Raw genomic sequence first — 25,476 nt, forward strand, 5'->3', positions numbered from 1 at the left:
GATGCAGGAACTGGATGAGATCACCCTCACCGGGCTGACCGTCTTCGGTCATCACGGGGTCTTCGACTTCGAGCGCCGCGACGGCCAGGAGTTCACGATCGATCTGACGCTGGGCCTCGACCTCGCACCGGCGGCGGTGTCGGATGACGTTGCTGACACGGTGCACTACGGCGAGCTCGCCGATCGGGTGGCCGCGATCGTCGCCGGCGAGCCGGTGGATCTCGTCGAGACCCTCGCACAGCGGGTCGCCGACGCCGCGCTCGCCGATCCGCGTGTGCGGACCGTCGCGGTGACCGTGCACAAGCCGCACGCGCCGATCGCGCAGAGCTTCCGCGATGTCGCGGTCACGATCCGCCGTGGACGGCCGTGATGGACCGCCGCCTCACGCATCTCACCGATCTGCCCGACCCGCGCCCCGGGCGCGAGCCGGAGGTCGCGGTCATCGCGCTCGGCTCGAACGAGGGCGACCGCGGGGAGATGCTGCGCGCCGCCGGCGCGCGGCTGGCTCGGCTGCCGTTGGTCTCGGACTTCGTCATGTCCGACCCGATCGAGACCGTCGCGATCAAGCCGGACGGGCCCGATCCGCAGGCGCCGCCGTACCTCAACGCCGTGGCGCTGATGACCACGCGGCTGGCTCCCCAGGTGCTGCTGGGCATGCTGCACGCGGTCGAGGAGGAGCAGGGCCGAGTACGGCTGGAGCGGTGGGGCGATCGTACGCTGGATCTCGATCTCATCGCCTACGGTGACTTCCACAGCGACGCCGAGCATCTGCGGGTGCCGCATCCGCGCGCTGCGGAGCGGCTGTTCGTGCTCGAACCGTGGCTGAGCCTCGATCCGGATGCCGTGCTGCCCGGTCACGGCAGGGTCGACGACCTGGTGCGCGGCCTGCGGGCGGCGGACAGGTCGTGAAGCGCACCTCGCCGGGCGTGCTGCTCGTGCTGGTCCTGCTCGCGACCGGCGCCGGATTCGGGTTCGATCACATGCTCACGGTGACCGGGCGGGCCACCTTCACCCCGTCGGCGTATCTGCCCGTGCTGCTGCTGCTCATCGCGCTGGCGGTGTTCCTGCTCGCCTGGCCGGTGCGCCGCAGCGTGCGCGACGGACACCGCATCGACCCGTTCCGGGCTCTGCGCGCGGCCACGCTCGCCCGCGCGTCCAGCCTTGTCGGCGCCATCATGGCCGGCTTCGATCTGGGACTGCTGCTGTTCCTCTCCACCCGGCCGGTACCGGCCCCGGTAGGGTCGGTGGTGGCGATGATCGCCCTCATCATCGGCGCTGCGGTGTTGGTCGGTGTGGCACTGATCGCCGAACAGTTCTGCACTCTGCCGAAGGATCCCGATGAGCGACAGCCCGACGAACATGCCCCCTGAGCCGGGTCCGTTCACGCCCCCGACGGCGCCGCCGCCCCCCGCCGCGCACCCCGCGCCGCCCGCAGCCGCTGCGCCGGCCGCAACCACCGCGCCGCCTGCAACCACCGCGCCGCCTGCAACCACCGCGCCGTCCGTCGCCACCGCGCCGCCGGCGCCCCCGCAGCTCGACGCGGGCACCTACACCGCCGTGCGCACGCCGCGCGGTGCGGGCGCTCTCGCTCTCGACGGACGCTGGCACCAGATCTCCCCGCGCTACGTCGTCTCACAGCTCGTGCAGAACGCCGTCGTGATCGCGCTCGTCGCGGTGGCGGCACTCGTGCTGACCACGCTGCTCGAGCAGAGCTGGGTGTGGGTGCCGGCTGGACTCGTCATCGCCCTCGACCTGATCACTCTGATCATCCTGCCCCGGCAGGCGCGCGCCCTCGGCTACATGCTGCGCGCCGACGACGTGGTGTTCCGCCGCGGCATCCTGTGGCAGCGAATGGTCGCCGTTCCCTACGGCCGCATGCAGCTCGTCGACATCACGCAGGGACCGCTCGATCGCCTGTTCGGCATCTCGCAGCTGAAGATGGTCACCGCCGCCGCGAGCACCGGCGTGCAGATCCCCGGGCTGGCCCAGCCCGCCGCCGAAGCGCTGCGCGACACGCTCATCGAGGTGGCCGAGAACCGGCGGACCGGGCTGTGAGCACGCCCGCACCCTCGTCGGTCACCCCGGGTACCCTGCCGCATGGCGGCGCGTCGGAGCTGGCCGACGGAGAGTGGCACCGGATGCACCCGCTCACGCCGCTGTTCAAGGGCGGCCTCGCCCTGCTGGTGGTCGCGGGCATCGTCATCGCCAACATGCGCGACAAGTTCATCAACTGGATCGTCGGCGCCTTCGCGCCGGCCGAGAGCGGCTACATCGGTCAGAGCGGCGACCCCGTCGACTGGGTGCTCGACAACGATCTCGTCCTGGTCGCGCTGCTGGTGGTGCTCGGCGTCGTCCTGGTGCTGATCGGCGTCTTCTGGTTCCTGTGGCGCTTCCAGCAGTTCCGCATCACCGGCGAGCACGTCGAGGTGCGCAAGGGGCTGCTGTTCCGCTCGCATCGGCGAGCGCCGCTCGACCGCGTGCAGGGCGTCAACCTCACCCGGCCGTTCCCCGCGCGCATCATCGGACTCGCCAAGCTGGAGGTCGTCGGCGCGGGCAACGACGCGAACGTCCCCCTCGAATACCTCTCCACGCCCAAGGCCGAGTCCGTGCGCGCCGACATCCTGCGCCTCGCCTCCGGAGCGCGCAACGCGCGGCTGGCGGCGGCCGCGCCCGGCGACGCGCCCGGCGGGGCGGCCTTCCGCAGCGGACGTGACCAGCTCATCGGCTCGATGAACGCCGGCGTGTCCGGCCTCATCGAGGGCGTCGACCTCGAAGACGTCGCCCCAGAGAGCGTGGTGAAGATCCCCACCGGCCGCCTGATCGGCTCGCAGCTGGTCTCGGCGGTGCTATGGGTGCTCTTCTTCGGCGCGATCTGCATCGTCTCGGTGATCGCGCTGTTCCTCGGCATGTCGGCCGACGGCGAGAGCGCGGGCGCGATCGCCCTGGCCATGGCGGGAATGGCCTTCGGCATCGGCATCCCCCTCGTCATCGCCGTGGTCGGCATCACCTGGGCGCAGATCTCGAAGTCGTTGCGCTACTCGATCGCTCCCACGCCCGACGGGGTGCGCATCACCTTCGGGCTCCTGACCACCGTCACCGAGACGCTGCCGCCCGGGCGGATCTTCGCCGTCGAGGTGTCGCAGTCGCTGCTGTGGCGCCCGTTCGGATGGTGGACGGTGAAGATCAACCGGATGACGGGCAAGAGCGCCGCACAGCAGCAGTCCGGCAGCGCCCAGCAGTTCAACATCGTGCTGCCGGTGGGCCGGCGTGCCGACGTCGAGCGCGTGCTCGGACTGGTGATGCCGGCGCTCTCCGCCGAGCGCATCGCGCAGATCTGGCAGAGCGGGGTGCTGGGAGCACCGGCCGCGGACGCATACCGCACCATGCCGCGACGTGCGGCGTGGCGTCGGCCGTTCTCATGGCGGCGGCACGGATATCAGCTCAGCGAGCACGCCGTGCTGCTGCGCCGCGGCTTCCTCTGGCGCCGCCTCGCGGTCTTCCCGCTCGCGCGCCTGCAGGGCGTCTCGATCGCGCAGGGTCCGCTCGACCGGCTGCAGCGCGTCGCGCGCGGACAGATCCATTCGGTGGCAGGGCCGATCACCGGCAACCTGTCAGCGCTCGAACGCGACGATGCGATCGCGCTGCTCGACGGAGTCAGTCGCGCGGCCGCGCTCGCTGCGACGCGCGATCGCACGCACCGCTGGGGCGAGCAGGAGATGAGCGGCGCATGACGCGCGACGGACGCCTGGGCGTCGGAATCCTCGGTGCGGGCCGCGTCGGTCCGGTCGTGGGAGCCGCTCTCGCGGGAGCGGGACACGCGATCACCGGTATCACCTCCGGCTCCGACGACGATCGCGCCGCCGCCGTGCTGCCGGACGTGCCGGTACTCGACGCGCTGGAGGTCGTCCGGCGCAGCGAGCTGGTGATCGTCGCCGTCCCGCACGACGAGCTGCCCGGCCTGGTCGCCGGAATCGCCGAGCTCGGCGGATGGCAGCTGGGCCAGCTCGTGCTGCACACCGACCCCGCCTACGGCATCGAGGTACTGCGGCCCGCCGCCGAACGCGGCGCCATCCCGCTGGCCGTGCATCCGGCGATCGCGTTCACGGGCACGAGCATCGATCTGCGTCAGCTGCAGGTCGCCTTCGCTGCCGTCACCGCACCGGCGGCCGTGCTGCCGATCGCGCAGGCGCTCGCCGTCGAGATGGGCTGCGAGCCGGTGGTCGTCGCCGAGAAGGACCGCGCCGCCTACGCGGAGGCGATCGTGACGGCATCCGAGTTCTCCCGCTCCATCGTGCAGCAGGCGACGGGTCTGCTGCGCGCGATCGGCGTGGAGAACCCCGGCGGCTACCTGTCGGCGCTCGTCGGCTCGACCGTCGAGCGCGCCCTGCGTGAGGCCGGCGACCCGCCCACCCAGGCCCTGCTCTGACCGTCGACCGGGTCTGACCGGCTGACCTCAGCGTCCGCCCGAGAACCCGCCGCCGCCCCCGCCGCCCGAGAAGCCCCCGCCGGTCGAGCCGCCCGAGGATGAGCTCGAGGGCGTGTACGAGACGGCGCTGTGCATCGACGACGAGTACGACGACAGCCGCGAGGAGATCGCGACACCGGCGGCGACGTCCATCCATCCCGGACCATCGGCGGTCTCGGCGTAGCGGGTCTCGAGCACCCTGGACCAGCTGCGCTCCTCGCCGAGCAGCATCGCGTAGGGCAGCAGCTTCTCGTAGAGATGCACGACATCCACTGACCCGTCGGCGCGCCGCTCGGCACCGGTGTACGACTGCAGCATGCGCAGCCGGTCGGTCTCGGCCACGCGAATGAACTCGTGCACCCCGCGCAGGTATTCGATCCGCTCGGCTCCGGCGCGGGTCGGCACGATGTGCCGGCTGAACGCGCTGATCGCCGAGACCCCTACGCCGACCGCCGCGACGATCGCGGCGAAGACCGACAGGGGCAGCAGGTCCCGGTCCTTCAGGGCCGCGAGCACCACCAGCACGACGGTGATCGCGAGCAGCGCGATCGACACCCAGCTGAAGACCATGGCGGCCCGGCTGCGCTCCTTCGTCAGCCACCCGTTGCGCCTCGCCTGCGCGGCGCCCTTCGTCGCGAGCCCCCGCATCCGCTTGGCGAAGCGGGTGCTGCGCTTCGGGATGCGACGCACCACCCGGTCCCCTGGGAACAGCGCGTCGAGCGTCGCACGATCGAGCCGATGCCGCACCGCGTCGCGCGCACGCAGGCGCAGCACGGGGCGGTCGCCGCCCTCCTCCTCTTCCAGACGGAGCGCGCCCTGCACAGCGAGATGCACGATCTGCGCCGGGATCGGGTCCTGGCTGCGGGCGATCAGTGGCGCCGCCACCAGCGGCGACAGCTCCTCCGGCACGTCGAACTGCGCGACGATGATGCCGGTCGCCGTGCGCCGGCGCCGCCGGAGCACGGCCAGCGCCACCCAGACCCCGGCCGCCGCCGCCAGCGCCGCCCCCGCGCTGATCGGAGCGGCGAAGTCGGCCACCGGGTCGGGGCGCCGGGCAGCGGGCTGCGTGACGGCGCCGGGTGTGAACCCGATCGCCACGGTGACCCCGTCACCGGCCGGGCGTTCGCCCGACTCGATTCGGAAGCTCGTGCCCTCCGCCGAGGAGGAGGGGCCCTCGACCCGGCAGGTGCTCTTCTGCCCGGTGGTGCCCTGATAGCACGCGACGTCACCGGTGAGCTGTGCCGCCAGGTCAGGGGCGAAGGTGATCTCCGCGTCGAAGCGGGCGATGTCCTGGGTGCTGTCCAACGGCAGCAGGTTCCAGTAGAACTCGTCGCGACCGGTGTCGGTGCCGCGCACCATGAAGTCCCGCATGGTGGACTCGATCACGTAGGTGGTGCGGCCGTGCACGTACTCGTCGGTGCCGGTGAGCACGAGCACCATGTCGTCCTCGGTGTCGACCTCGAACGGCACCGGACGGCCAGCGTCGTCGGTGACCGAGACGATGCGGATGTCGAGCCCCGCGCCCAGGTAGCGCTGCGGGTAGCCGCGGATGATCCCTTTGTTCTGGTCCTGCTCGGGGAATTCCGCGACGAGGGTCTCGGTGATGCGCGCCACAGCCCGCCCCTCGGCATCCAGCGACACCTCGTACTGCGACGACCACGACGAGTACGAGAAGTCGTCGACGTCGGCGGATGCCGGCGCTGCCGGGACGAGTGCGGCCAGCAGACCGAGCAGCAGCATCGGCAGCAGAACGAGAGCGGCACGCAGGCCGTGCGGGCGAGCAGGGGTGCAGGGGACGGCGCGCGAACGGCCGCGGACGGGTCGAGCGGGCATGCAGCGAGGATAGCCCGGGGCAGGCCGGCAGCAGCGGGCGCGCGAGGGCGCGCCGGTAGACTGGCGGGGACTTTCAAGGAGCCCCACCCATGACTGACGCGTCCGCGCCGACCGCCGCCCCTGCCGAGCCCACCGCCGGCTCCGCGACTGAAGACGAGGTCCGCGACGCGGAACTCGCCGAAGCGTTCGAGCAGAAGGCCGTCCGGCTCGCCAAGCGCGAGCGGCTGATCGAGCGGCGAGCGGATGCCGGCGGCGGGGCCTTCCCTGTCGCGGTGCCCGTCACGCACACCATCCCGGCGCTGCGCGTCGAGTACGGCGATCTCGAGCCGGACACCGCGACCGGCGTGACCGCGGGTGTCGCCGGCCGCGTGGTGTTCAGCCGCAACACCGGCAAGCTCTGCTTCGCCACCCTGCAGGCCGGCGACGGCTCGCGCATCCAGGCGATGGTGTCGCTGGCGAACGTCGGCGAGGAGTCGCTGGCCGACTGGAAGGCGCTCGTCGATCTGGGCGATCACGTGTTCGTCGGCGGCGAGGTCATCTCCAGTCGACGCGGCGAGCTGTCGATCATGGCCGACCGCTGGCAGATCGCCTCGAAGGCGATTCTGCCGCTGCCGAACGCCTACGCCGAGCTGAGCGAGGAGGGCCGCGTCCGCAGCCGCTTCCTCGACCTCATCGTCCGTGAGCAGGCCCGCACCACCGTGCGCGCCCGCGCGGCGGTGAATGCCAGCCTGCGCGCCACCTTCACCGCGCACGACTTCCTCGAGGTCGAGACCCCCATGCTGCAGGTGCAGCACGGCGGTGCCTCGGCCCGGCCGTTCATCACCCACTCCAACGCGTTCGACACCGAGCTGTACCTGCGCATCGCGCCCGAGCTGTACCTCAAGCGCGCCGTCGTGGGCGGCATCGAGCGGGTGTTCGAGATCAACCGCAACTTCCGCAACGAGGGCGCGGACTCCACGCACAGCCCCGAGTTCGCGATGCTCGAGGCGTACCAGGCCTACAGCGACTACAACGGCATCGCCGACCTGACCCAGGAGCTGGTGCAGAACGCCGCCGTCGCCGTCGCGGGCTCGACCACGGTCACCTGGGCGGACGGCACCGAGTACGACCTGGGCGGCGAGTGGGAGCGCATCTCGATGTACGGCTCGCTCTCGCAGGCAGCCGGGCGCGAGTTCACCCCCGACGACGACGTGGCCGAGCTGATCGCCTTCGCCGAGGCACACGGCGTCGACGTGCCCCCGCACCCCACTCACGGCAAGCTCATCGAGGAGCTGTGGGAGCACTTCGTGAAGGGCGACCTGGTGCGCCCGACCTTCGTCATGGACTTCCCTGTCGACACCTCTCCTCTGGTGCGCGAGCACCGGTCGATCGCCGGGGTCGTCGAGAAGTGGGATCTGTACGTGCGCGGCTTCGAGCTCGCCACCGGGTACTCGGAGCTCGTCGATCCGGTGATCCAGCGCGAGCGCTTCGTCGAGCAGGCCAAGCTCGCCGCCGGCGGCGATCTCGAGGCGATGCGGGTGGACGAGGAGTTCCTGCGCGCACTCGAGCACGGCATGCCGCCCTCGGGCGGCATGGGGATGGGCATCGATCGCCTCCTGATGGCGATCACCGGGCTCGGCATCCGCGAGACCATCCTGTTCCCTCTCGTGAAGTAGGCGCTCAGCCGCGTCGCAGTGCCCACTGCGGCAGCATCGCCGCCGAAAGCATGGTCGCGATCAGCGCGGCCATGCTGTGCTCGGGGTCCAGCCGCAGCGCCTCGTCGACGTAGGCGCCCGCGTGCGAGGAGCGACCCATCGCCCACGACAGCCACGCGGCCGCAGTGAGCACGCCGGGCTTCGCATGGCGCGGTGCGCGGGCAGCGGCGTGGCGCACCACCTGCAGCGCGCAGCCGAGCCGGTCGAAGTCCGGCCGCGGGCCCTGGCCGAGGAAGACCGCGCCGACGGCATCCGGGATCGAGGCGCGCTCGGCCGAGAAGGCGAGCTGCGCGTCGAACGCGCGGTACCCGAAGGCGAGATCGGTGGCCCACTGCACGAGGATCGCGTCGCGCAGCGGCGGACGGCTCAGGCACCACAGCAGTCCCGCGCAGCGGTGGTCGGAGCCGCCGGAGGGGTCATCCAGCAGGCATTCGACGAAGAGGGGCAGATCGTCGAGCATCATCTCGGCGGTGACCAACGCGAGCGGGTCGGCATTCCCACGCAGGCCGCCGTGCACGCCTTGCTCGATGACCTCGCCGAGCTCGCGCAGGGCACGCCCCACGCGCTCGCGCTCGACGAGGTCGCTCGGCGGCAGCGCCGCACCGGCGAGCTGGTCGCCGCTGACATCGCCGACGCCGGGCACCGCGGGGGCCGCGGGGATCGCGTGCAGCGGTCTCAGCGCGGGTGCCTCGTCGAGATAGTCGCTCCACCCGTCCGGCGTCACGCACAGCGCCTCGACCATGGGCAGACCGGCGTCCGCGCACACCGCGATGAGCGCCTCGGCGAGGGTGGCGTGCGGCAGCAGCGTGCCGTCCGGCACGACACTCGCCGGGTCGTCTGAGTACACCACGAGGGCGACCGCGTCGGCGTCCGGCACCTGCAGCAGGGTGCGCAGCGCCTGATCGGCGAACAGGTCGACGTCGACGTCCGCCGGCGGCAGGTCGATGCGCATGGCGCCCTGCGTGCGCTTGCCGTGGAAGGGCAGCAGCACGACGCTGTGCCGCGGGGTGAAACCGGCCAGGGCCGGGACGAGGCCGAGGAACTCGGCGGGATCGGTGGCATGGATGATGGTCGTCATGAGGGGAGTGTGCGCGCCGGTCACTCGCGGATATCACCGCAGGAGGAATGCGCTCCGGTCGGGGTGGACAACTCGGTGGGACCGGGGATTGTGCAGAAGAACCGCCGCCCCCCAACGGCCCGGGCCGCATGTCGCCACGCGCGGTAGGATGGTGGGGTGGACAACTTCTGGATGGCGGCGGCGTGGGCGATTCTGCCGACCATCGGCGTGAGCGCGGTCTTCGTGATCGTGCTGCGCGGCATCCTGCACTCCGACCGCACTGAGCGCAGGGCGCACGCCCGCATCGAGGCCGAGGAGCGCGCGGCGCGCGGCCTGCCTCCCCGCGTCTGAGACACCGGCTACGCTGATCCGAGGCGGATCGGACAGTCCGACGCGATCGGACAGGGGGTGCGGTGTTCAACGTGAACAACTGGCCCTGGTGGGCCGTCGTCGTCTACGTCCTCGTCGATCTCAGCGTGCGGGCCTTCGCGATCATCGTCGTCCCGCGCAACCGCCGGCCCACCTCCGCGATGGCCTGGCTGCTGGCGATCTTCATCATCCCCGTCCTCGGCATCCTGCTGTTCCTGCTCATCGGCAACCCGAAGCTGCCGCGCGTGCGGCGGCGCAAGCAGGAGCAGATCAACGAGTACATCGCCGAGACCGCGCGCAATCTGCGCCTGGGATCGCTGCGCCCCGACCCGCCGGAGTGGTTCCCGCCGCTGGTCGCGATGAACCAGGCGATGGGGGCGCTGCCGCTCTCGGGTGACAACGGCGCACACCTGATCAGCGATTACCAGACGTCGCTGGATGCCATGGCCGATGCGATCCGCGGCGCGCAGGACTACGTGCACGTCGAGTTCTACATCCTGCAGGCCGACGATTCGACCGACAACTTCTTCCGTGCGATGGAGGAGACCCTCGCGCGCGGCGTGCCGGTGCGCGTGCTCGTCGACTACTGGGCGAACCGCTGGAAGCCGCGCTACCGCGAGACGGTGCGCCGGCTCGACGCGATGGGCGCCGACTGGCAGCTGATGCTGCCGGTGCAGCCGCTGCGCGGCCGCATCCAGCGTCCGGATCTGCGCAACCACCGCAAGCTGCTCGTCGTCGACGGCATCGTCGGCTTCCTCGGCTCTCAGAACATCACCGACTCCTCGTACAACCTGCCCAAGAACGTCCGGCTGGGACTGCACTGGGTCGACCTGATGGTGCGCGTCGACGGGCCCGTGGTCGCCAGCCTCAACGCCGTCTTCCTCAGCGACTGGTACGCCGAGACCGACACGGTGCCAGAGGGCATCGACATCACGCGCATCGAGACGGGCGCGGGTGATCTGGACTGTCAGATCGTCCCGTCGGGGCCGGGGTTCGAGGTCGAGAACAACCTGCGGCTCTTCCTCGCGCTGCTGTACGCCGCGCGCAAGCGGATCATGATCGTCAGCCCCTACTTCGTGCCCGATGAAGCGCTGCTGCTCGCCGTCACCGCCGCCGTCGACCGCGGCGTGCAGGTCGAGCTGTTCGTCTCGGAGCAGGGCGACCAGGCGATGGTCTACCACGCGCAGCGCAGCTACTACGAGGCGCTGCTGCGCGCCGGCATCCGCATCTGGATGTACCCCAAGCCGTACATCCTGCACACCAAGAGCCTCACCGTCGACGACCAGGTCGCCGTGATCGGGTCGAGCAACATGGACATGCGCTCGTTCGGTCTGAACATGGAGGTCTCGATGCTCGTGCGCGGCGAGGAGTTCGTCGAGGAGATGCGGGTCGTCGAGGACGCCTACCGGGCGTTGAGCCGCGAGCTGACGCTCGAGGAGTGGATGCAGCAGCCGTTGCGCTCCACGGTGCTGGACAACCTCGCGCGGCTCACCTCCGCGCTGCAGTGAACCGCGCGCGGCGTCGGCCCTCACCCGTCGTCGCCGCTTTGGGACGATCGTGCAGCGCGTGACACTATCGGGTTATGAGCCTGCCCAGACTCCTCTCCCTCCCCGCCGTGCTCGCTCTCACGGCGGCCGCGCTGCTCACAGCCGGCTGCGCGGCCGGTCCGGGCGCGCAGGCGCCCACCAGCTCGGCGGATCCGAGCAGCAGCGTGACCGCGTCGGCAGACGGTGCCGTGGGCGCCTTCTCGGACATCGAGGCGGTGTGGCTCGACGGCGGCCGCGGCCTCGCGGTGGTCACGTGGGGCTCCTCCTCGTGCCCGCCCGAGGTGGCCGAGGTCTCGGCGAACGAGCAGCGCATCGACATCACCCTCGCGGGCAGTGCCGAGAAGGCCTGCACGGACGACCTCGCGCCCCGCGCGCTCTACCTCGATGTGCCCGACGGCGTGGACGTGAGCAAGGACGTCGAGCTGCGCGTCGCGCACGGTGCGCGCACCGACCACCTCGACCTCGACGCGCTCGCCGAGACGCCACCGGAGCGCGACGGGCAGCCGCAGGCATCCGCCGGCTGGTTCGAGGACGACGGGATCGTGCTGCTCACGTGGGGATCGAGCTCGTGCCGACCCGTGGTGGAGAGCGTGGAGCCCGCCGCGGACGGCGCGAGGGTGAGCTTTCAGAACGTCGACGGCGTCTGCACGATGGACTTCGCCCCGCGGGCCACGCCGATCATCCTGCCGGACGAGGTCGAGCGCGACCGGCGCCCCTTCACGCTGACCCTCACGGGTGGCGGGCTCGATGCGAAGGTGCGCGTCGAGTAGGGCCGACGCTCAGAACCGGGACGTGTCGTGCCCGGCGGGCAGGGCGATCCTCAGCCCGCCGCGCTCGACGCGGCACACCATCCGCACCGCCGTGCCCAGCTCGTCGCCGTCGAGCTCGATCGAGGTCGGCGCCACCATCGCGGCCTCCGCCGTCGCCCCGCGCAGGTAGCGGATCGAGGTGTCGCGATCGCGGCGCTCGAGCACTCGGCGACCGGCCCTCGTGCGCCGCAGCACCGAGTTGTCCCACCACACCTTGCGCCAGATGCCCAGCCAGCCCAGCGGACCGGTGGGCTGGATGACGGCGATGTCCATCGCGCCGTCGTCCAGCGAGGCGTCCGGCAGCAGGGCGATGCCGGCCGGCAGAGCGCCGCAGTTGGCGAACAGCATGCTGTGCACACGTGCGGCGTGCAGGCGTCCGTCCTCGATCTGATAGACCACCCGGAACGGCTTCGCGCCGGGCAGCGAGCGCGCCGCGCCGTCGAGGTAGGCGACCCAGCCCACCGTCCGCTTCAGCTCGGCGCGGGTGTTCGCGATCATGTCGGCGTCCAGCCCCATCCCGGCGAGCACGACGAACCCGTGCTCGGTCTGCGTGCCGTCGGGCCGGCTCAGGCGGGCCCAGCCCATGTCGACCGGGTGGGTGAAGCCGGTGAACACCCCCTCGATGACGCGCTCGACGTCGAGCAGCGGCAGGCCGAGGTTGCGGGCGAAGAGGTTGCCGGTGCCGCCGGGCAGCACGGCGAACGGCACGCCGGTGCCGCACATGGTCTCGGCCACCGCGCGGATCGTCCCGTCGCCGCCTGCGGCCAGCACGGCCGCCGCGCCCGCGTCGATCGCGGCGCGTGCGACGCCCTGTCCCGGGTCCTCGATGCTCGTCTCGTAGAACCGCGGCGGCGCCCACCCGTGCCGGCGGGAGAGGGCGGTCAGTGCGCGGCGCAGCCGCCTGGCATCCACCTTCACCGGGTTGAGGACGAGCGCCGCATGCGCGCGCTCGCCTCCGGATGCCGACATGCCGCCACTCTACGTCCGAATCCACCGCACGACGGCGCTGCCCCTGGGCTGCGCGCAGGGGGCGCCGAGCGCGCCGTCGATAGACTGGGCGCATGATCGATCTCGCTCTTCTCCGCGACGACCCCGAGCTGGTGCGGCGCTCTCAGACCGCGCGCGGAAACGCCCCGGAGAGCGTGGACGCGGCGATCGAGGCCGACCGGAACCGCCGCGAGACGCTGACCGCGTTCGAGACGCTGCGTGCCGAGCAGAACGCGTTAGGCAAGAAGGTGGCACAGGCGCCGAAGGATGCCAAGGCCGCTCTCGTGGCGGAGGCCAAGCAGCTCGCCGAACGCGTGAAGGCGGCGCAGCAGAGCGCCAACGAGGCCGCCGAGGCCGCGGCATCCGCCCTCGATCGGATCGAGAACGTCATCATCGACGGTGTGCCCGCCGGCGGCGAGGAGGACTTCGTCGAGCTGCGCCGCGTCGGCGAGGTGCCCGAGTTCGACTTCACCCCGCGTGATCACCTCGAGCTGGGCGAGATGCTCGGCGCGATCGACATGGAGCGCGGAGCCAAGGTCTCGGGTGCTCGCTTCTACTTCCTCACCGGCATCGGCGCGCGTCTCGAGATCGCACTGATGAACCTCGCGCTCGAGAAGGCGCTGGCCAACGGCTTCACGCCGATGATCGTGCCCACCCTCGTGCGGCCCGAGATCATGCAGGGCACCGGATTCCTCGGCGAGCACGCCGACGAGGTCTACCACCTCGGCAAGGAGGACCTCTATCTGGTGGGCACCAGCGAGGTGCCGCTGGCGGGCTACCACAAGGACGAGATCCTCGATCTGACCGGGGGTGCGCGTCGGTACGCGGGCTGGTCGACGTGCTACCGCAGCGAGGCCGGCTCGTACGGCAAGGACACCCGCGGCATCATCCGCGTGCATCAGTTCAACAAGCTCGAGATGTTCGTGTACACGACGCCCGAGGACGCCGAGGCCGAGCACGAGCGCCTCGTCGCGCTGCAGGAGGAGATGCTCACCTCCCTCGGCCTGGCCTACCGGGTGATCGACGTGGCGGCGGGCGATCTGGGCTCCAGCGCCGCACGCAAGTTCGACATCGAGGCGTGGGTGCCCACGCAGGGGGCGTTCCGCGAGCTCACCTCCACCTCGAACTGCACCACCTACCAGGCCCGGCGCCTCGACATCCGCTACCGTCCGGTCTCGCAGGAGCAGGATGCGGCGGTGAAGACGCGCAGCGTCGCCACCCTCAACGGGACCCTCGCCACCACGCGCTGGATCGTCGCGCTGCTGGAGACGCACCAGCAGGCGGACGGATCGGTGACCGTGCCCGAGGTGCTGCGGCCCTACCTCGGCGGTCTCGACGTGCTGCGTCCCACCGACTGGACCCCTCAGCCTGTCGACGGGCTCGCCGGGTCGACGAGCGCGCAGGGCGCGGAGTGAGTCGGCGCGGGCTCGTCGGCCTCGACATCGACGGCACCATCCTGCTGCAGGACGAGACGCTCAGTCCCGGCGTCGTGGACGCCGTCGCCGAGGTGCGCGAGGCCGGCTACGAGGTCATGCTCGCCACCGGCCGCAGCTGGAGCGGCACCGAGCGGTACGTCGATGCGCTGGAGCTGACCTCGGATTACGTGGTGTGCTCGAACGGCGCGGTCACCATGCGGCGCGTGCACGACGGGTGGGAGCGCTGGCACGTCGAGGTGTTCGACCCGGCTCCAGTGCTGAACCTGCTGCGCGAGAGCCTGCCTGAGGCGCGATACATGGTCGAGCTCGGCTCCGGTCAGCGGCTGTACACCGACGTGCTCGACGACTGGACCCTCGACGGCGGCCGTGAGGTCGACTTCGACGAGCTGATGCGTCATCCGGTCTCGCGCGTGGTCGTCGTCTCTCCGCAGCACGACGAGGAGGACTTCCAGCGCATCGTCGCCGAGGTCGGGCTGAACGAGGTCTCGTACGCCATCGGCTGGACGGCCTGGCTCGACATCGCACCCAAGGGCGTCGACAAGGGCACCGCTCTCGAGCGGGTGCGGGCGAAGCTCGACGTGCCGCGCGAGAACGTGCTGGTCGCCGGCGACGGTCGCAACGATCTGGGCATGTTCTCGTGGGCGCTCAGCGGCGGGGGCCGAGCGGTGGCCATGGGCCAGGCTGTGGACGAGGTGCGGGATGCCGCGGGCGAGCACACCGGGCCGGTGGAGGACGGCGGCCTCGGCAGCGCGCTGCGCACCCTGCTCTGACCGGGCGCCGCTCGCGCCGCCCAGCCTCTCCCCAGGTCATCCGGCGAGAATGAGTCGTCCGCGCGGCGGTTTCGCCCGGAGCCGTTAGACTCGACGACTGACCGTCCGGTGCGAACCGGACTCGGGAGGGTTGTCCGAGCGGCCGATGGACCTGGTCTTGAAAACCAGTGGGCAGCAATGTCCCGTGGGTTCGAATCCCACACCCTCCGCAGTTTCCTCGAAAGGCCTCCGCGAGTGAGCAGATCCGTCAGACGACGCCAGCCGGTCGCCCGTCATGGTCAGCTCCGTACGCCCAGCGCGACGGCGCAGCTGCTCAAGCTCATCGGTGTCGCACTCGCCGTCGTGCTGGTGAGCGGCATCGGCGTGGCGGGATACATCTTGGGCGGCTTCACCCGCACGATCAACGCGAACGCCGTCGAGCTCGAGGGAGGCAAGGAGCTGCCGCCCGACATCGGCGCGTACCCGGGCGGGTTCGACATCCTGCTCACCGGCGTCGACACCTGCGAACCGAAGTACGCGCATCTCTTCGGAGAGCGCTGCACGGGCGAGGATTCGCAGAGCACGCTCAATGACGTCAACCTGCTGGTGCACGTGTCGGCCGAACCGCGTCGGATCACCGCGGTGAGCTTCCCGCGCGACCTCATGGTGCCGATTCCCGAGTGCGCTGATTCGAGCGGGACCACCGCGCCGGCGATGAGCAGGCAGCCGCTGAACATCGCGTACGAGCACGGCGGTGAGGACGGCGGTCTCAACTGCGTGGCGAAGACCATCACCGGTCTCACCGGTGAGGACATCGAGTTCGCCGCGAAGGTGACGTTCGGCGGTGTGATCGAGATCACGGATGCCATCGGCGGCGTCGACGTGTGTCTCGCCAACCCCATCAAGGACCGCTACACCGGTCTGGACATGGCCGCCGGCACGCACACGATCCAGGGCATCCAGGCGCTGCAGTTCCTGCGCACCCGCCACGGCGTCGGAGACGGATCCGACCTCGGCCGCATCGGCAATCAGCAACAGTACATGTCGAGCCTCGCGCGCAAGATGATCAGCGGGGAGGTGCTCGGCAACGTCCCGGTCATGCTGCGACTCGCCGACACCGGGCTGAACAACCTCGAGGCCTCCACGTCGCTGGCCGATCCGATGAAGATCGTCCAGATCGCGCTCGCCGTGAAGAGCGTTCCCTTCGAGGACATCGTGTTCGTGCAGTATCCCACGCTCGAGGACCCGTCGAACCCGAACAAGGTGATCCCCGACACCGAGTCGGCGACCGTTCTCTGGGACGCGATCAAAGCCAACAAGCAGCTACAGATCACGCACCAGAACACCGAGAACGACGGCGTTGTCTTGCAGGGCGAGGAGCCGCCTGCCGGTGGCACCGCGACCGAGGGCGAGCAGCCGCCGACGGATTCGGCGACGCCGACCCCGCCGGCATCGGGCGACGTGGCGCAGCTGCCGGACACGATCAAGGGCAACTCCGCGGCGGTGCAGACCTGCTCGAACGGCAACGTGCGGCGCTGAGCGCCTAGCGTCGGCTCTGCGCCGGCTGCCGCTTAATCACAGTCACGCACGCGACTTCTCCGTACGCGGCTCGTACCGCACGGGCTCGTGACTCGCCGCCACCGAGGCCCGCAGCTCCTCGAGCCCGCCGGCGAGGGCGCCGCTCGCACGCGCCTGCACCAGAAGATTGCCCAGCGCGGTCGCCTCGACGGGGCCGGCGAGCACGGGCCGGCCGGAGCGGTCGGCGGTGGCCTGGCAGAGCAGGCGGTTGAGGGAGCCGCCGCCGACGAGATGGATGCTGTCGACCTGCTGTCCGGATAGTTCGGCGGCTTGCTGCACTGCGCGCGCGAACGCCGCGGCGATCGACTCCACGATGCTGCGGGCGAACGCGGGACGGGACGCCGGAGCGTCGTCGCCGAGCAACGAGGCGATGCGGGAGGCCATGTCGCCGGGGGCGCTCAGCGTCGCGTCGTTCGCATCGAACAGCGGGATGCGCCCGTCGACCGCTGCCGCCGCGTCGAGGAGTGCCGGCAGGTCGACGGCGGCGCCGTCCTGCGCCTCCCATTCGCGGATCGTCTCGCTGAGCAGCCAGAGCCCGGTGACGTTGTGCAGGAAGCGGATGCGCCCGTCCACGCCGAGCTCGTTGGTGAAGTTCGCCGCGCGCGCGGCATCCGTCACCACCGGCGCAGGCAGCTCGAGGCCCACGAGGCCCCACGTCCCGCAGGAGATGTACGCAGAACGCGGGGAGGACAGCGGCGCAGCGACCACGGCCGAGGCGGTGTCGTGCGAGCCGACCGCGATCACCGGCAGATCAGCACCTATCCGAGCGGCCACATCCTTGCGCAGCCGACCGATCGTGTCACCGGCGCTGACGAGCCTCGGCAGCACATGGTGCGGGATCTCGAGTCGGGATGCCAGCTCGAGGTCCCACTGCGAGCTCTGCACGTCGAGAAGGCCGGTGGTCGACGCGTTGGTGCGCTCGGCGATCTGTTCGCCGGTGAGCAGATAGGCGATGAGGTCGGGGATCAGGAGTGCGGCGTCCGCCTCGTCGACTCGTCGGTCCACGCGGTACTGGTACAGCGTGTTGAAGGGCAGGAGCTGGAGCCCGTTGCGCTGATACAGCTCGGCGAACGGGACGATCGCGTGCACCTCGTCGACGCCCCGTTGAGTGCGCCGGTCTCGGTAGTGGAACGGCTCGGCGAGCAGCTCGCCGTTGCGCAGCAGGCCGTAGTCCACAGCCCAGGAATCGATCCCGATGCTCTCGATCGCCGGCTCGCGTCGTACCGCTGCCGCCAGCGCGCTCACCACGTTCTCGAACAGCGCGCGGAAGTCCCAGTGCAGGCCGTCTGCGCGCTCGACCGGCCCGTTGGGGAAGCGCCCGACCGGCTCGAGATCGAGCGTCCCGGGACCCACGCGGCCGATCATGACGCGTCCGCTCGTCGCGCCGAGGTCGACCGCGGCGAAGGCTCGGGTCGAGCCGGGGACCGTCATGGCCGGCATCCGATCGTCGAGTGCACCACATGTCGCCGAGCGCACCGGTTCTTCGCGTGAACAAGCGGTGCACTCGACGAGGTACCCTGCTCTCGACGGGAGGGGGAGGGGAAGGGTCGCACGCTCATCGCAGGAACGCCGCGGCGACCCCGGAGTCGACCGGGACGTGCAGGCCGGTCGTGCGGCTGAGTTCGGGACCGGTGAGCACGTATACGGCGTCGGCCACGTTCTCGGGCACGACCTCGCGCTTGAGGATGGTCCGGTTCGCGTAGAACTGGCCCAGGTCCTCTTCCTTCACCCCGTATGTGGCGGCGCGGTTCGCGCCCCAGCCCGAGGCGAAGATGCCCGATCCGCGCACGACACCGTCGGGGTTGATGCCGTTGACGCGGATGCCGTACTCACCCAGCTCGACCGCGAGCAGCCGCACCTGGTGCGCCTGATCGGCCTTCGTCGCCGAGTAGGCGATGTTGTTGGGGCCCGCGAAGACGGAGTTCTTCGAGGAGATGTAGATGATGTCGCCGCCGAGCTTCTGCGCGATGAGCACGCGCGCTGCGGCCTTCGAGACGAGGAAGGAGCCCTTGGCCATCACATCGTGCTGCAGGTCCCAGTCCCTCTCGGTGGTCTCCAGCAGGGGCTTGGACAGCGACAGGCCCGCGTTGTTGACCACGAGGTCGACACCACCGAACGCCAGCACCGCCTCATCGAGCGCGGCCTGCACGGCATCCGCATCGGCGACGTTCGCCGCCACGCCGATGGCGACGTCTGTGTTGCCGAGCTCGGCCGCCGCGGCCTGCGCCTTCTCGAGATCGAGGTCGGCCACGACGACGCAGGCGCCCTCCGCAGCCAGACGGGTGGCGATGGCCTTGCCGATGCCGGATGCCGCGCCGGTGACGAACGCGATGCGGCCCTGGTGCGACTTGGGCTTCGGCATCCGCTGCAGCTTGGCCTCCTCGAGCGCCCAGTACTCGATGCGGAACTTCTCCACATCCGAGATGGGGGAGTAGGTCGAGAGCGCTTCGGCCCCGCGCATCACGTTGATGGCGTTCACGTAGAACTCGCCGGCGACCCGCGCGGTCTGCTTGTTGGCGCCGTACGAGAACATGCCCACGCCGGGCACGAGCACGATCAGCGGGTCCGCGCCGCGGATGGCGGGGCTGGCCGGCTGGGTCGCTGAGCCTGTCGAAGCATGCGCGTCGTAGTACGCCTGGTAGTCGGCGCGGTACTGCTCGTGCAGTTCGTGCAGGCGGGCCAGCTGCTCTTCGACGGATGCCGTCGCGGGCAGGTCGAGGATCATCGGCTTGACCTTGGTGCGCAGGAAGTGGTCGGGGCAGCTGGTGCCGAGAGCGGCCAGCGCGGGCGCCTTCTCGGATGCCAGGAACTCCAGCACCACGTCGGAGTCGGTGAAATGACCCACCATGGGCTTGTCGTGGGAGGCGATCCCGCGGATGGTGGGGGCGAGCGCGGCAGCGCGCTCGCGCCGCTGCGCGTGCGGGAGCGCCTCGAAGCCCTCCCGCGCGCTTCCGAAGGGCTGCGTCTTCCCGTTGGCCTCGATGTAGGCGGCTGCGGTGTCGATGATCCACAGGGAGTTCGCCTCGGCCTCCTCGCTGGTGTCGCCCCACGCGGTGATGCCGTGGCCGCCCAGGATGCAGCCGATGGCATCCGGGTTCTGTCTCTTGATCTCCGCGATGTCCAGGCCGAGCTGGAAGCCAGGGCGGCGCCACGGCACCCAGACGACCTTGTCGCCGAAGATCTTCGCCGTGAGCTCCGGTCCGTCGGCCGCTGTAGCGATGGCGATGCCCGAGTCGGGGTGCAGGTGGTCGACGTGCGCCGCGTCGACGAGGCCGTGCATGGCGGTGTCGATCGACGGCGCTGCGCCGCCCTTGCCGTGCAGGCAGTAGTCGAACGCGGCGACCATCTCGTCCTCGCGCTCGACCCCGGGGTAGACGTCGACGAGGGCGCGCATGCGGTCCAGGCGCAGCACCGCGAGGCCGGTCTCGGTGAGCGTGCCCAGGTCGCCGCCCGAGCCCTTGACCCACAGCAGCTCGATCGGCTGACCGGTGACGGGGTCGGTGTCGGTGCCCTTGGCCGAGGTGTTGCCTCCGGCGTAGTTGGTGTTCTTCGCATCGGCGCCCAGGCGGTTCGACCGGGCGATGAGGTCAGCGGCGGTGGAGTTCGTCATCTGCAGTGTCCTTGTCGGGGTGTCGAGTTCTCGGCGCTCACGCGCCCCATCCGGCCTGCACGCCGCCGACGCGCTCGTCGGCGATCGTCTGGAGGTAGCCGGATGCCGCGAAAGCGGCCATCGGGTCTGCGTCCAGCCCCCGGCTCTCGCGCCATTCGGCGAGTGCGGGGCGCACATCGGTGTAGAACGCGTCCATGAAGACGGCGTTCGCGGCCAGTACGTCGCCGGACTTCTGGGCGGCGACCAGCGCATCGCGGTCCACAAGCAGGGCGCGGGCCGTCATCTCCTGCACGTTCAGCACCGAGCGGATCTGCCCGGGGATCTTGTCCTCGACGTTGTGGCACTGGTCGAGCATGAACGCCACGTCGGGGTTGTTCAGGCCGCCGCCGCGGACCACCTCGAAAAGGATGCGGAACAGCTGGAACGGGTCGGCGGCGCCGACGATGAGGTCGTCGTCGGCGTAGAAGCGCGAGTTGAAGTCGAACGAGCCGAGCTTGCCCAGGCGCAGCAGCTGCATGACGATGAACTCGATGTTCGTTCCGGGGGCGTGGTGCCCGGTGTCCAGGCACACCATCGCCTTCTCGCCCAGTGCGCTCACCTGGGCGTAGGAGGTGCCCCAGTCCGGCACGTCCGTGTGGTAGAACGCCGGCTCGAAGAACTTGTACTCCAGCACGAGGCGCTGGTCCTCGCCCAGGCGGGCGTAGATCTTCTCCAGCGACTCGTGCAGCCGATCCTGCCGGCCGCGCAGGTCGGCCTGTCCCGGGTAGTTCGAGCCCTCGGCCAGCCAGATCTTCAGATCGCGACTGCCGGTGGCGTCCATCACGTCGATGCAGGCGAGGTGATGGTCGATCGCCTTCTGCCGGACCGCGGCGTCCTCGTGCGTGAGGGCGCCGAACTTGTAGTCCTCGTCCTGGAACGTGTTGGAGTTGACAGTTCCCAGCTGCACGCCCAGGTCCTCGGCGTACTTGCGCAGATCGGCGAAGTCGCACAGATCCCACGGGATGTGCAGCGCCACGCTGGGGGCGAGGGCGGTGTACCGGTTCACCTGGGCGGCGTCGGCGATCTTCTCGAACGGGTCACGCGGCGTGCCGGGGGTGCCGAACACCTTGAATCGCGTGCCGGAATTGCCGAACGCCCAGCTGGGCAGCTCGATCGACTGCTTCTCGAGTTCGGAGAGGATCTCGGCGGAGAGGATGCTCATGATTCGGTGCTTTCTGCTACGGAGAGCTGAGTCTCGAGGTGGAAGATCTCGGTGAGGGGAGTCGCGGCCTGGTCGGGCCGACCGTCGAGGTCGAGGAAGAACCGGCCCATCTCGGCCTCCCAGCGGGCGGCGACGGGAGACGCGGCGAGGTAGGCCTGGGCCGCGGCGTCGTCGTCGGTCTCGTAGTAGCCAAGCAATCGCCCGCCCTCGGCGAGGAAGAGGGAGTAGTTGCGGCGGCCGGATGCTGCGATCTCTGCGAGCATCTCGGGCCAGACCGGCGTGTGCCTGGCCACGTACTCCGCCAGCAGCTCGGGCCGGATGCGCAGCTCGAACGCCACGCGCGTGCGGGGTGCGGTCATCGTCGACGTCTCCTCGGTAAATCTATGAATCGTTTCAAAGATAGCGTGCGCGCGAGGCGCGCGCAAGCGGCGACCGGCGTGGCGTGGATGTCAGGAAGTGGGCGCTGCGGATGCTGTGCGGCCGGCTGACGGCGCCCGCCGCTGGCGCCGCTGCCGGTTTCGCCGGGCGTCGATGAGGGAGGCGCCGATGAGCACGACGGCCAGCGCGAGGAACTGCAGCTGCGTGCCCGTGTTGCCCGGGACGACGATGAGGATCGAGGCGTTCATCCATACGATGAGCAGCGCGGCCAGCACCACCCCGCCGACCCGTCCGAGGCCACCGGTGATCGCCACACCGCCGAGCACGGCGATGGTGATGGCAGGCAGGGCCATGCCTGCTCCACTCGTGCCGGCGTCGGGCCGGGCGGACGCGAACTGCGCCACCGTGTAGATGGCGACGAGCCCGCTGATGAGTCCCGACGCGATGAAGGCGAGCAGCTGGGTGCGGCGGGTGTCGATGCCGGTCCACCGCGCGGCGACCTCATTCGTGCCGACCGCATACAGTGCGCGCCCGTACGTCGTGCGGTTGAGCACGATCCAGGCGATCACGACGACGGGGATGAGGAACGTGAACACACCCAGCGGCACGAGCGGGAGGTAACCGCCGATGACCGGCAGCTCGATGGACTGCGCAGCGCCGTACAGTCCCTGGATGCGCGTCCCCGAGATGGGCGAGGCGTTCGTGATGACGAGGGCGATGGAGGCGAACGCGTAGTAGGTGGCGAGCGTGGTGATCAGCGCCGGGTACCCGAAGTAGGCGGTGAGCACGCCGTTGACGGCACCCAGCAGGATTCCGAGCAGCAGCGCCGCCGTGGCGGCGCCCAGAAAACTCCACTCCGCGACGCCGTAGAGGATGCCGAACACCATGCCCACGAGCGACACCATCGATCCCACCGACAGGTCGATGCTGCCGTTGCCGGTGGTGATGACGAACAGCTCGGCGATGGCCAGCAGCGCCAGGGGCACGAGGTTGATCAGCGCCGAGGACAGGTAGTCCGAGTTGAACGACGCCGTCGTGGTGCCCGCCTGGTCGAGGATCGTCATCACGGCCATGAGGAGGATGAGCAGCAGCACGAGCACGGTGCGGCGGTCGCTGAGACCGCCCTCGGCGAACCACGAGCGCAGCCGGGAGACGCGCTCGGTGCGCGGGGTGTCGGCGATCATGATTTCCTCCCCGCGTTGCGGCGCGCCCGCTCTCGCACGATGTCCGTGCCGACGGCGATGATGATGAACGCCCCGACGAACAGCCGGGACAGCTGCGACGGCCAGCCGAGCTGGATGACGCCGACCGACACGGTCTGCACGAGCAGCGCGCCCAGCAGCGTGCCGACCACCGAGCCACGGCCGCCCATGATGGAGGTGCCGCCGATGACGACGGCCGCGATGACCTCGAGCTCCTTGCCGTTGCCGACCGACTGATCCAGCGAGGAGGTGCCGGAGGCGATGATGATGCACGCGGCCAGCCCCACCAGCAGGCCCGTGATGGCGTACACCCACACCAGTCGGGGCTGGACGGAGATGCCGGTGAGGCGGGCGGCCTCGGCGTTGCCGCCGATGGCGTACAGGTTGCGTCCGGCGCGCGTGTAGCGCAGGAACCACCATGCGACGGCGAACAGCACGACGACGATCGCGAATGCGTGCGGCACTCCGAGGGTCGTGCCGGCGGCACCCTTGCCGAAGACCTCGAAGGTGCGGGGGATGCCGTTGACGGTGGAGGAGTCGAACACCCGGTACCCGATGAACAGGAACAGGTTCCAGGTGCCGAAGGTGATGATGATCGGATGCACGCGGGCGTACGCCACGAGGAACCCGTTCACCGACCCGAGCAGGGCGCCGACGGCCATGGAGACGAGCACCGCGAGGATCAGCGGGATGTCGAAGGACACCAGCAGACGCGCGGTGACCACCGCGCACACCATCGTCATGCCGGCGACCGACACGTCGATGCCGCCGGTGATGATGATGAACGTCATCCCGATCCCGATCAGCGCCACGGGCGCGACGGCGACCAGCAGCGGTCCCACCGAGCCCGGGGAGAGGAAGGAAGGGGTGAAGACGCCCAGCAGCACCCACAGCACGGCGATCACGCCGATGAGCACCACCTCCTGGCCGCTGATCACCGGTGGCAGGATGCGCCGCAGGGAGACGGTTCCCTGGGGCTTCTCGAGCTGCGTGGTCATTCGCGTGCACCGCCTTCCTGGTGGTCGCCTGCCTGTCGCTCCACGGCCTGCGCGCCCTCGTGCCCGGCGGCGAGGGCGAGCACCTCGGGCTGGGTCGCCGTGGGCGGCAGCTCCGCGGCCACACGGCCGCCGCGGAACACGATGATGCGGTCGGAGATGCGCAGCACCTCGGCGAGATCGGTGGTGATCACGAGCACCGCCGTCCCGGCATCCGCGAGGTCCGACACGATCTGGTGGATCTCTTCCTTGGCGCCCACATCGACGCCCTGGGTGGGCTCGGCGAGCACGAGGAGGTCCGGGCGCTCCACGAGCTGCCGCGCCAGGACGACCTTCTGCGCGTTGCCGCCGGACATGGCGCTCACCGGCTGACGCGAACTCGGCGTCTTCACCGCGAGACGGTCGATGAGATCCTGCGCGGTGCGGCTCTCCTGGCGTCTGCTCACCCAGCCGGGCACGCGCGAGAGCAGATCGAGCGATCCGATGGTGATGTTGAACGCGATCGACTGGAACGAGAACGTCCCCTGACTGGAACGGTCGGCGGGCAGCATCCGCACACCGCGCGCTTTGGCGTGCAGAGGACTGCGCACGGCGCGCGTGCTGCCGGCGATGCGCATGGTGCCGGAGTCGGGACGGCGCATTCCGTACACGGCATCGCCGACGTCTCCGGCGCCCGAGCCCACGAGCCCGTACAGGCCGACGATCTCGTTGCGCCGCACCTGGAGGGTGACGTCCGTGAAGGCGCCGTCGAGGGTGAGCCCGTCGAGAGACAGCACCGCCTCTCCGGCAGGGCCGGGTTCGCGCACGCCGGATGACAGCTCGCCGCCGACCATGCGCTCGGCGATGTCGCGCACGGTGAGCGCGTCGATAGCATCCGTGGACACCGTCCTGCCGTCGCGCATCACGGTGACGGTGTCGGCGATCTGGAACAGCTCGTCCAGTCGGTGGGAGATGTAGATGATCGAGACGCCCTCGGCGGCGAGGCGCCGCACGACGCCGAACAGCACGTCGATCTCGTTCTGGGTGAGGATGGCGCTGGGCTCGTCGAGGATCAGCACCTTCGCGTCCTCCAGCAGCGCCTTGGCGATCGACACCTGCTGCTGCTGGGCGATGGAGAGGTAGCGCACGGGCTGAGAGGCGACGCCGGTGTCCAGCCCGACCAGCTCGAGCAGCTCGAACATGCGGGGCGCCTGTGCGGCCCAGTCGATCACGGGCCCGCGGGTGATCTCTCGTCCCACGAAGAAGTTCTCCGCGACGGAGAGGTCCTGAAACAGGTGCGGCTCCTGGTAGACGGTCTGGATGCCGAGGGCGATGGCCGCGCCGGTGCTGTCGATGCGTACCGGGGCGCCGTCGATGCGGATGGAACCGGTATCGGCCTGCTCGGCGCCGGCGAGGATCTTGATGAGGGTGGACTTGCCCGCGCCGTTCTCGCCGACGAGCGCGTGCACGGAGCCGGCGGGGATCTCCAGGTCGGCCTCGCGGATCGCACGCACGCCGCCGTACCTCTTGGATATCCCGTGCATCTCGAGCCGGGGTTGCACCATCGCCACGCTCCTGGGTTCAGTC

23 protein-coding genes and 1 tRNA gene are annotated in these 25,476 nt (G+C 70.3%); 14 read left to right on the forward strand and 10 right to left on the reverse strand.

Features of this window, described 5'->3' with window-relative positions; genetic code table 11:
• The first annotated feature begins 1 nt into the window (after nucleotide 1).
• From folB to WFG93_RS11905, 6 genes are all read left to right on the forward strand, one after another.
• Entirely contained in the window at nucleotides 2–370 is a 369-nt protein-coding gene (gene folB / locus WFG93_RS11880) for a dihydroneopterin aldolase (protein WP_336646548.1), read from the forward strand.
• Nucleotides 370–909 (forward strand): 2-amino-4-hydroxy-6-hydroxymethyldihydropteridine diphosphokinase, encoded by a 540-nt coding sequence (gene folK / locus WFG93_RS11885; protein ID WP_336646549.1) that lies wholly within the window; start codon nucleotides 370–372, stop codon nucleotides 907–909. Before folB ends, folK begins: the two co-directional genes overlap by 1 nt.
• Nucleotides 906–1,370 (forward strand): DUF3180 family protein, encoded by a 465-nt coding sequence (locus WFG93_RS11890; protein ID WP_336646550.1) that lies wholly within the window; start codon nucleotides 906–908, stop codon nucleotides 1,368–1,370. Before folK ends, WFG93_RS11890 begins: the two co-directional genes overlap by 4 nt.
• 187 nt (nucleotides 1,371–1,557) lie before the next feature.
• Nucleotides 1,558–2,055 (forward strand): PH domain-containing protein, encoded by a 498-nt coding sequence (locus tag WFG93_RS11895; protein WP_336646723.1) that lies wholly within the window; start codon nucleotides 1,558–1,560, stop codon nucleotides 2,053–2,055.
• Nucleotides 2,052–3,731 (forward strand): PH domain-containing protein, encoded by a 1,680-nt coding sequence (locus WFG93_RS11900; protein ID WP_336646551.1) that lies wholly within the window; start codon nucleotides 2,052–2,054, stop codon nucleotides 3,729–3,731. Before WFG93_RS11895 ends, WFG93_RS11900 begins: the two co-directional genes overlap by 4 nt.
• Nucleotides 3,728–4,426 carry a DUF2520 domain-containing protein gene (locus WFG93_RS11905; protein WP_336646552.1) on the forward strand — a complete coding sequence of 233 codons (699 nt, stop codon included), beginning with the start codon at nucleotides 3,728–3,730 and terminating at the stop codon, nucleotides 4,424–4,426. Before WFG93_RS11900 ends, WFG93_RS11905 begins: the two co-directional genes overlap by 4 nt.
• A 27-nt stretch (nucleotides 4,427–4,453) precedes the next feature.
• On the opposite strand, the gene WFG93_RS11910 is transcribed toward WFG93_RS11905, so the two are convergent.
• On the reverse strand, nucleotides 4,454–6,298 hold the full coding sequence (locus WFG93_RS11910) for a DUF2207 domain-containing protein (RefSeq protein WP_336646553.1): 1,845 nt from the start codon (nucleotides 6,296–6,298) through the stop codon (nucleotides 4,454–4,456).
• Between the two features lie 89 nt (nucleotides 6,299–6,387).
• Between WFG93_RS11910 and lysS the strand changes: the two genes are divergently transcribed.
• Nucleotides 6,388–7,953, forward strand: a complete 1,566-nt coding sequence (gene lysS, locus WFG93_RS11915) for a lysine--tRNA ligase (RefSeq protein ID WP_336646554.1) — start codon at nucleotides 6,388–6,390, stop codon at nucleotides 7,951–7,953.
• 4 nt (nucleotides 7,954–7,957) lie between these two features.
• On the opposite strand, the gene WFG93_RS11920 is transcribed toward lysS, so the two are convergent.
• Nucleotides 7,958–9,070, reverse strand: a complete 1,113-nt coding sequence (locus tag WFG93_RS11920) for a DUF4192 family protein (RefSeq protein ID WP_336646555.1) — start codon at nucleotides 9,068–9,070, stop codon at nucleotides 7,958–7,960.
• 156 nt (nucleotides 9,071–9,226) lie between these two features.
• On the opposite strand from WFG93_RS11920, the gene WFG93_RS11925 reads away from it, so the two are divergent.
• The 3 genes from WFG93_RS11925 to WFG93_RS11935 all read left to right on the forward strand — a co-directional run bounded on the left by WFG93_RS11925 (nucleotide 9,227) and on the right by WFG93_RS11935 (nucleotide 11,735).
• Nucleotides 9,227–9,400, forward strand: coding sequence for a hypothetical protein (locus tag WFG93_RS11925; RefSeq protein WP_336646556.1), 174 nt, complete (start codon nucleotides 9,227–9,229; stop codon nucleotides 9,398–9,400).
• 71 nt (nucleotides 9,401–9,471) lie between these two features.
• On the forward strand, nucleotides 9,472–10,926 hold the full coding sequence (cls, locus tag WFG93_RS11930) for a cardiolipin synthase (protein WP_442928262.1): 1,455 nt from the start codon (nucleotides 9,472–9,474) through the stop codon (nucleotides 10,924–10,926).
• A gap of 74 nt (nucleotides 10,927–11,000) precedes the next feature.
• Nucleotides 11,001–11,735, forward strand: a complete 735-nt coding sequence (locus tag WFG93_RS11935; RefSeq protein ID WP_336646558.1) for a hypothetical protein — start codon at nucleotides 11,001–11,003, stop codon at nucleotides 11,733–11,735.
• Nucleotides 11,736–11,744: 9 nt separating this feature from the next.
• Here the strand turns inward: WFG93_RS11935 and WFG93_RS11940 are convergent, their stop codons facing one another.
• Nucleotides 11,745–12,743 carry a diacylglycerol/lipid kinase family protein gene (locus WFG93_RS11940; protein ID WP_336646559.1) on the reverse strand — a complete coding sequence of 333 codons (999 nt, stop codon included), beginning with the start codon at nucleotides 12,741–12,743 and terminating at the stop codon, nucleotides 11,745–11,747.
• A gap of 92 nt (nucleotides 12,744–12,835) precedes the next feature.
• Between WFG93_RS11940 and serS the strand changes: the two genes are divergently transcribed.
• From serS to WFG93_RS11960, 4 genes are all read left to right on the forward strand, one after another.
• Nucleotides 12,836–14,176, forward strand: coding sequence for a serine--tRNA ligase (serS, locus tag WFG93_RS11945; RefSeq protein ID WP_336646560.1), 1,341 nt, complete (start codon nucleotides 12,836–12,838; stop codon nucleotides 14,174–14,176).
• A complete protein-coding gene (locus WFG93_RS11950; protein WP_336646561.1) occupies nucleotides 14,173–14,967 on the forward strand; it encodes an HAD family hydrolase in 795 nt (264 codons plus the stop codon). Before serS ends, WFG93_RS11950 begins: the two co-directional genes overlap by 4 nt.
• Nucleotides 14,968–15,091: 124 nt before the next feature.
• Nucleotides 15,092–15,176, forward strand: a tRNA-Ser gene (locus WFG93_RS11955).
• A gap of 25 nt (nucleotides 15,177–15,201) precedes the next feature.
• Nucleotides 15,202–16,485, forward strand: coding sequence for an LCP family protein (locus tag WFG93_RS11960; protein ID WP_336646562.1), 1,284 nt, complete (start codon nucleotides 15,202–15,204; stop codon nucleotides 16,483–16,485).
• Between the two features lie 42 nt (nucleotides 16,486–16,527).
• Here WFG93_RS11960 and WFG93_RS11965 read toward each other — a convergent pair whose 3' ends face one another.
• The 7 genes from WFG93_RS11965 to WFG93_RS11995 form a co-directional block, all read right to left on the reverse strand.
• Nucleotides 16,528–17,955 carry a rhamnulokinase gene (locus WFG93_RS11965; protein ID WP_336646563.1) on the reverse strand — a complete coding sequence of 476 codons (1,428 nt, stop codon included), beginning with the start codon at nucleotides 17,953–17,955 and terminating at the stop codon, nucleotides 16,528–16,530.
• Between the two features lie 124 nt (nucleotides 17,956–18,079).
• Nucleotides 18,080–20,134 (reverse strand): bifunctional aldolase/short-chain dehydrogenase, encoded by a 2,055-nt coding sequence (locus tag WFG93_RS11970; protein ID WP_336646564.1) that lies wholly within the window; start codon nucleotides 20,132–20,134, stop codon nucleotides 18,080–18,082.
• A 37-nt stretch (nucleotides 20,135–20,171) separates the two neighbouring features.
• Nucleotides 20,172–21,335, reverse strand: coding sequence for an L-rhamnose isomerase (gene rhaI, locus WFG93_RS11975; RefSeq protein WP_336646565.1), 1,164 nt, complete (start codon nucleotides 21,333–21,335; stop codon nucleotides 20,172–20,174).
• A complete protein-coding gene (locus tag WFG93_RS11980) occupies nucleotides 21,332–21,694 on the reverse strand; it encodes an L-rhamnose mutarotase (protein ID WP_336646566.1) in 363 nt (120 codons plus the stop codon). Before WFG93_RS11980 ends, rhaI begins: the two co-directional genes overlap by 4 nt.
• A gap of 90 nt (nucleotides 21,695–21,784) precedes the next feature.
• Nucleotides 21,785–22,897 (reverse strand): ABC transporter permease, encoded by a 1,113-nt coding sequence (locus tag WFG93_RS11985; protein ID WP_336646567.1) that lies wholly within the window; start codon nucleotides 22,895–22,897, stop codon nucleotides 21,785–21,787.
• Complete coding sequence (locus WFG93_RS11990; RefSeq protein ID WP_336646568.1) at nucleotides 22,894–23,913, reverse strand: ABC transporter permease; 1,020 nt, start codon at nucleotides 23,911–23,913, stop codon at nucleotides 22,894–22,896. The genes WFG93_RS11985 and WFG93_RS11990 overlap by 4 nt, the downstream gene beginning before the upstream one ends.
• The gene (locus tag WFG93_RS11995; RefSeq protein WP_336646569.1) at nucleotides 23,910–25,454 is read right to left on the reverse strand and encodes a sugar ABC transporter ATP-binding protein; all 1,545 of its coding nucleotides are present in this window, start codon (nucleotides 25,452–25,454) and stop codon (nucleotides 23,910–23,912) included. The genes WFG93_RS11990 and WFG93_RS11995 overlap by 4 nt, the downstream gene beginning before the upstream one ends.
• Nucleotides 25,455–25,476 lie beyond the last annotated feature (22 nt).

This window comes from Microbacterium sp. USHLN186, assembly GCF_037145155.1.
Classification (GTDB): Bacteria; Actinomycetota; Actinomycetes; order Actinomycetales; family Microbacteriaceae; genus Microbacterium.

What these genes read in the sequence shown, in the direction of transcription:
- serS (WP_336646560.1), top strand. Translation starts at nt 12,836, where the DNA reads ATGATCGATCTCGCTCTTCTCCGCGACGACCCCGAGCTGGTGCGGCGC.
- WFG93_RS11995 (WP_336646569.1), bottom strand. Translation starts at nt 25,454, where the DNA reads ATGGTGCAACCCCGGCTCGAGATGCACGGGATATCCAAGAGGTACGGC.
- WFG93_RS11920 (WP_336646555.1), bottom strand. Translation starts at nt 9,070, where the DNA reads ATGACGACCATCATCCATGCCACCGATCCCGCCGAGTTCCTCGGCCTC.
- WFG93_RS11935 (WP_336646558.1), top strand. Translation starts at nt 11,001, where the DNA reads ATGAGCCTGCCCAGACTCCTCTCCCTCCCCGCCGTGCTCGCTCTCACG.
- rhaI (WP_336646565.1), bottom strand. Translation starts at nt 21,335, where the DNA reads ATGAGCATCCTCTCCGCCGAGATCCTCTCCGAACTCGAGAAGCAGTCG.
- WFG93_RS11905 (WP_336646552.1), top strand. Translation starts at nt 3,728, where the DNA reads ATGACGCGCGACGGACGCCTGGGCGTCGGAATCCTCGGTGCGGGCCGC.
- folK (WP_336646549.1), top strand. Translation starts at nt 370, where the DNA reads ATGGACCGCCGCCTCACGCATCTCACCGATCTGCCCGACCCGCGCCCC.
- WFG93_RS11985 (WP_336646567.1), bottom strand. Translation starts at nt 22,897, where the DNA reads ATGATCGCCGACACCCCGCGCACCGAGCGCGTCTCCCGGCTGCGCTCG.
- WFG93_RS11980 (WP_336646566.1), bottom strand. Translation starts at nt 21,694, where the DNA reads ATGACCGCACCCCGCACGCGCGTGGCGTTCGAGCTGCGCATCCGGCCC.
- folB (WP_336646548.1), top strand. Translation starts at nt 2, where the DNA reads ATGCAGGAACTGGATGAGATCACCCTCACCGGGCTGACCGTCTTCGGT.
- WFG93_RS11940 (WP_336646559.1), bottom strand. Translation starts at nt 12,743, where the DNA reads ATGTCGGCATCCGGAGGCGAGCGCGCGCATGCGGCGCTCGTCCTCAAC.
- lysS (WP_336646554.1), top strand. Translation starts at nt 6,388, where the DNA reads ATGACTGACGCGTCCGCGCCGACCGCCGCCCCTGCCGAGCCCACCGCC.
- WFG93_RS11970 (WP_336646564.1), bottom strand. Translation starts at nt 20,134, where the DNA reads ATGACGAACTCCACCGCCGCTGACCTCATCGCCCGGTCGAACCGCCTG.
- WFG93_RS11990 (WP_336646568.1), bottom strand. Translation starts at nt 23,913, where the DNA reads ATGACCACGCAGCTCGAGAAGCCCCAGGGAACCGTCTCCCTGCGGCGC.
- WFG93_RS11910 (WP_336646553.1), bottom strand. Translation starts at nt 6,298, where the DNA reads ATGCCCGCTCGACCCGTCCGCGGCCGTTCGCGCGCCGTCCCCTGCACC.
- WFG93_RS11965 (WP_336646563.1), bottom strand. Translation starts at nt 17,955, where the DNA reads ATGACGGTCCCCGGCTCGACCCGAGCCTTCGCCGCGGTCGACCTCGGC.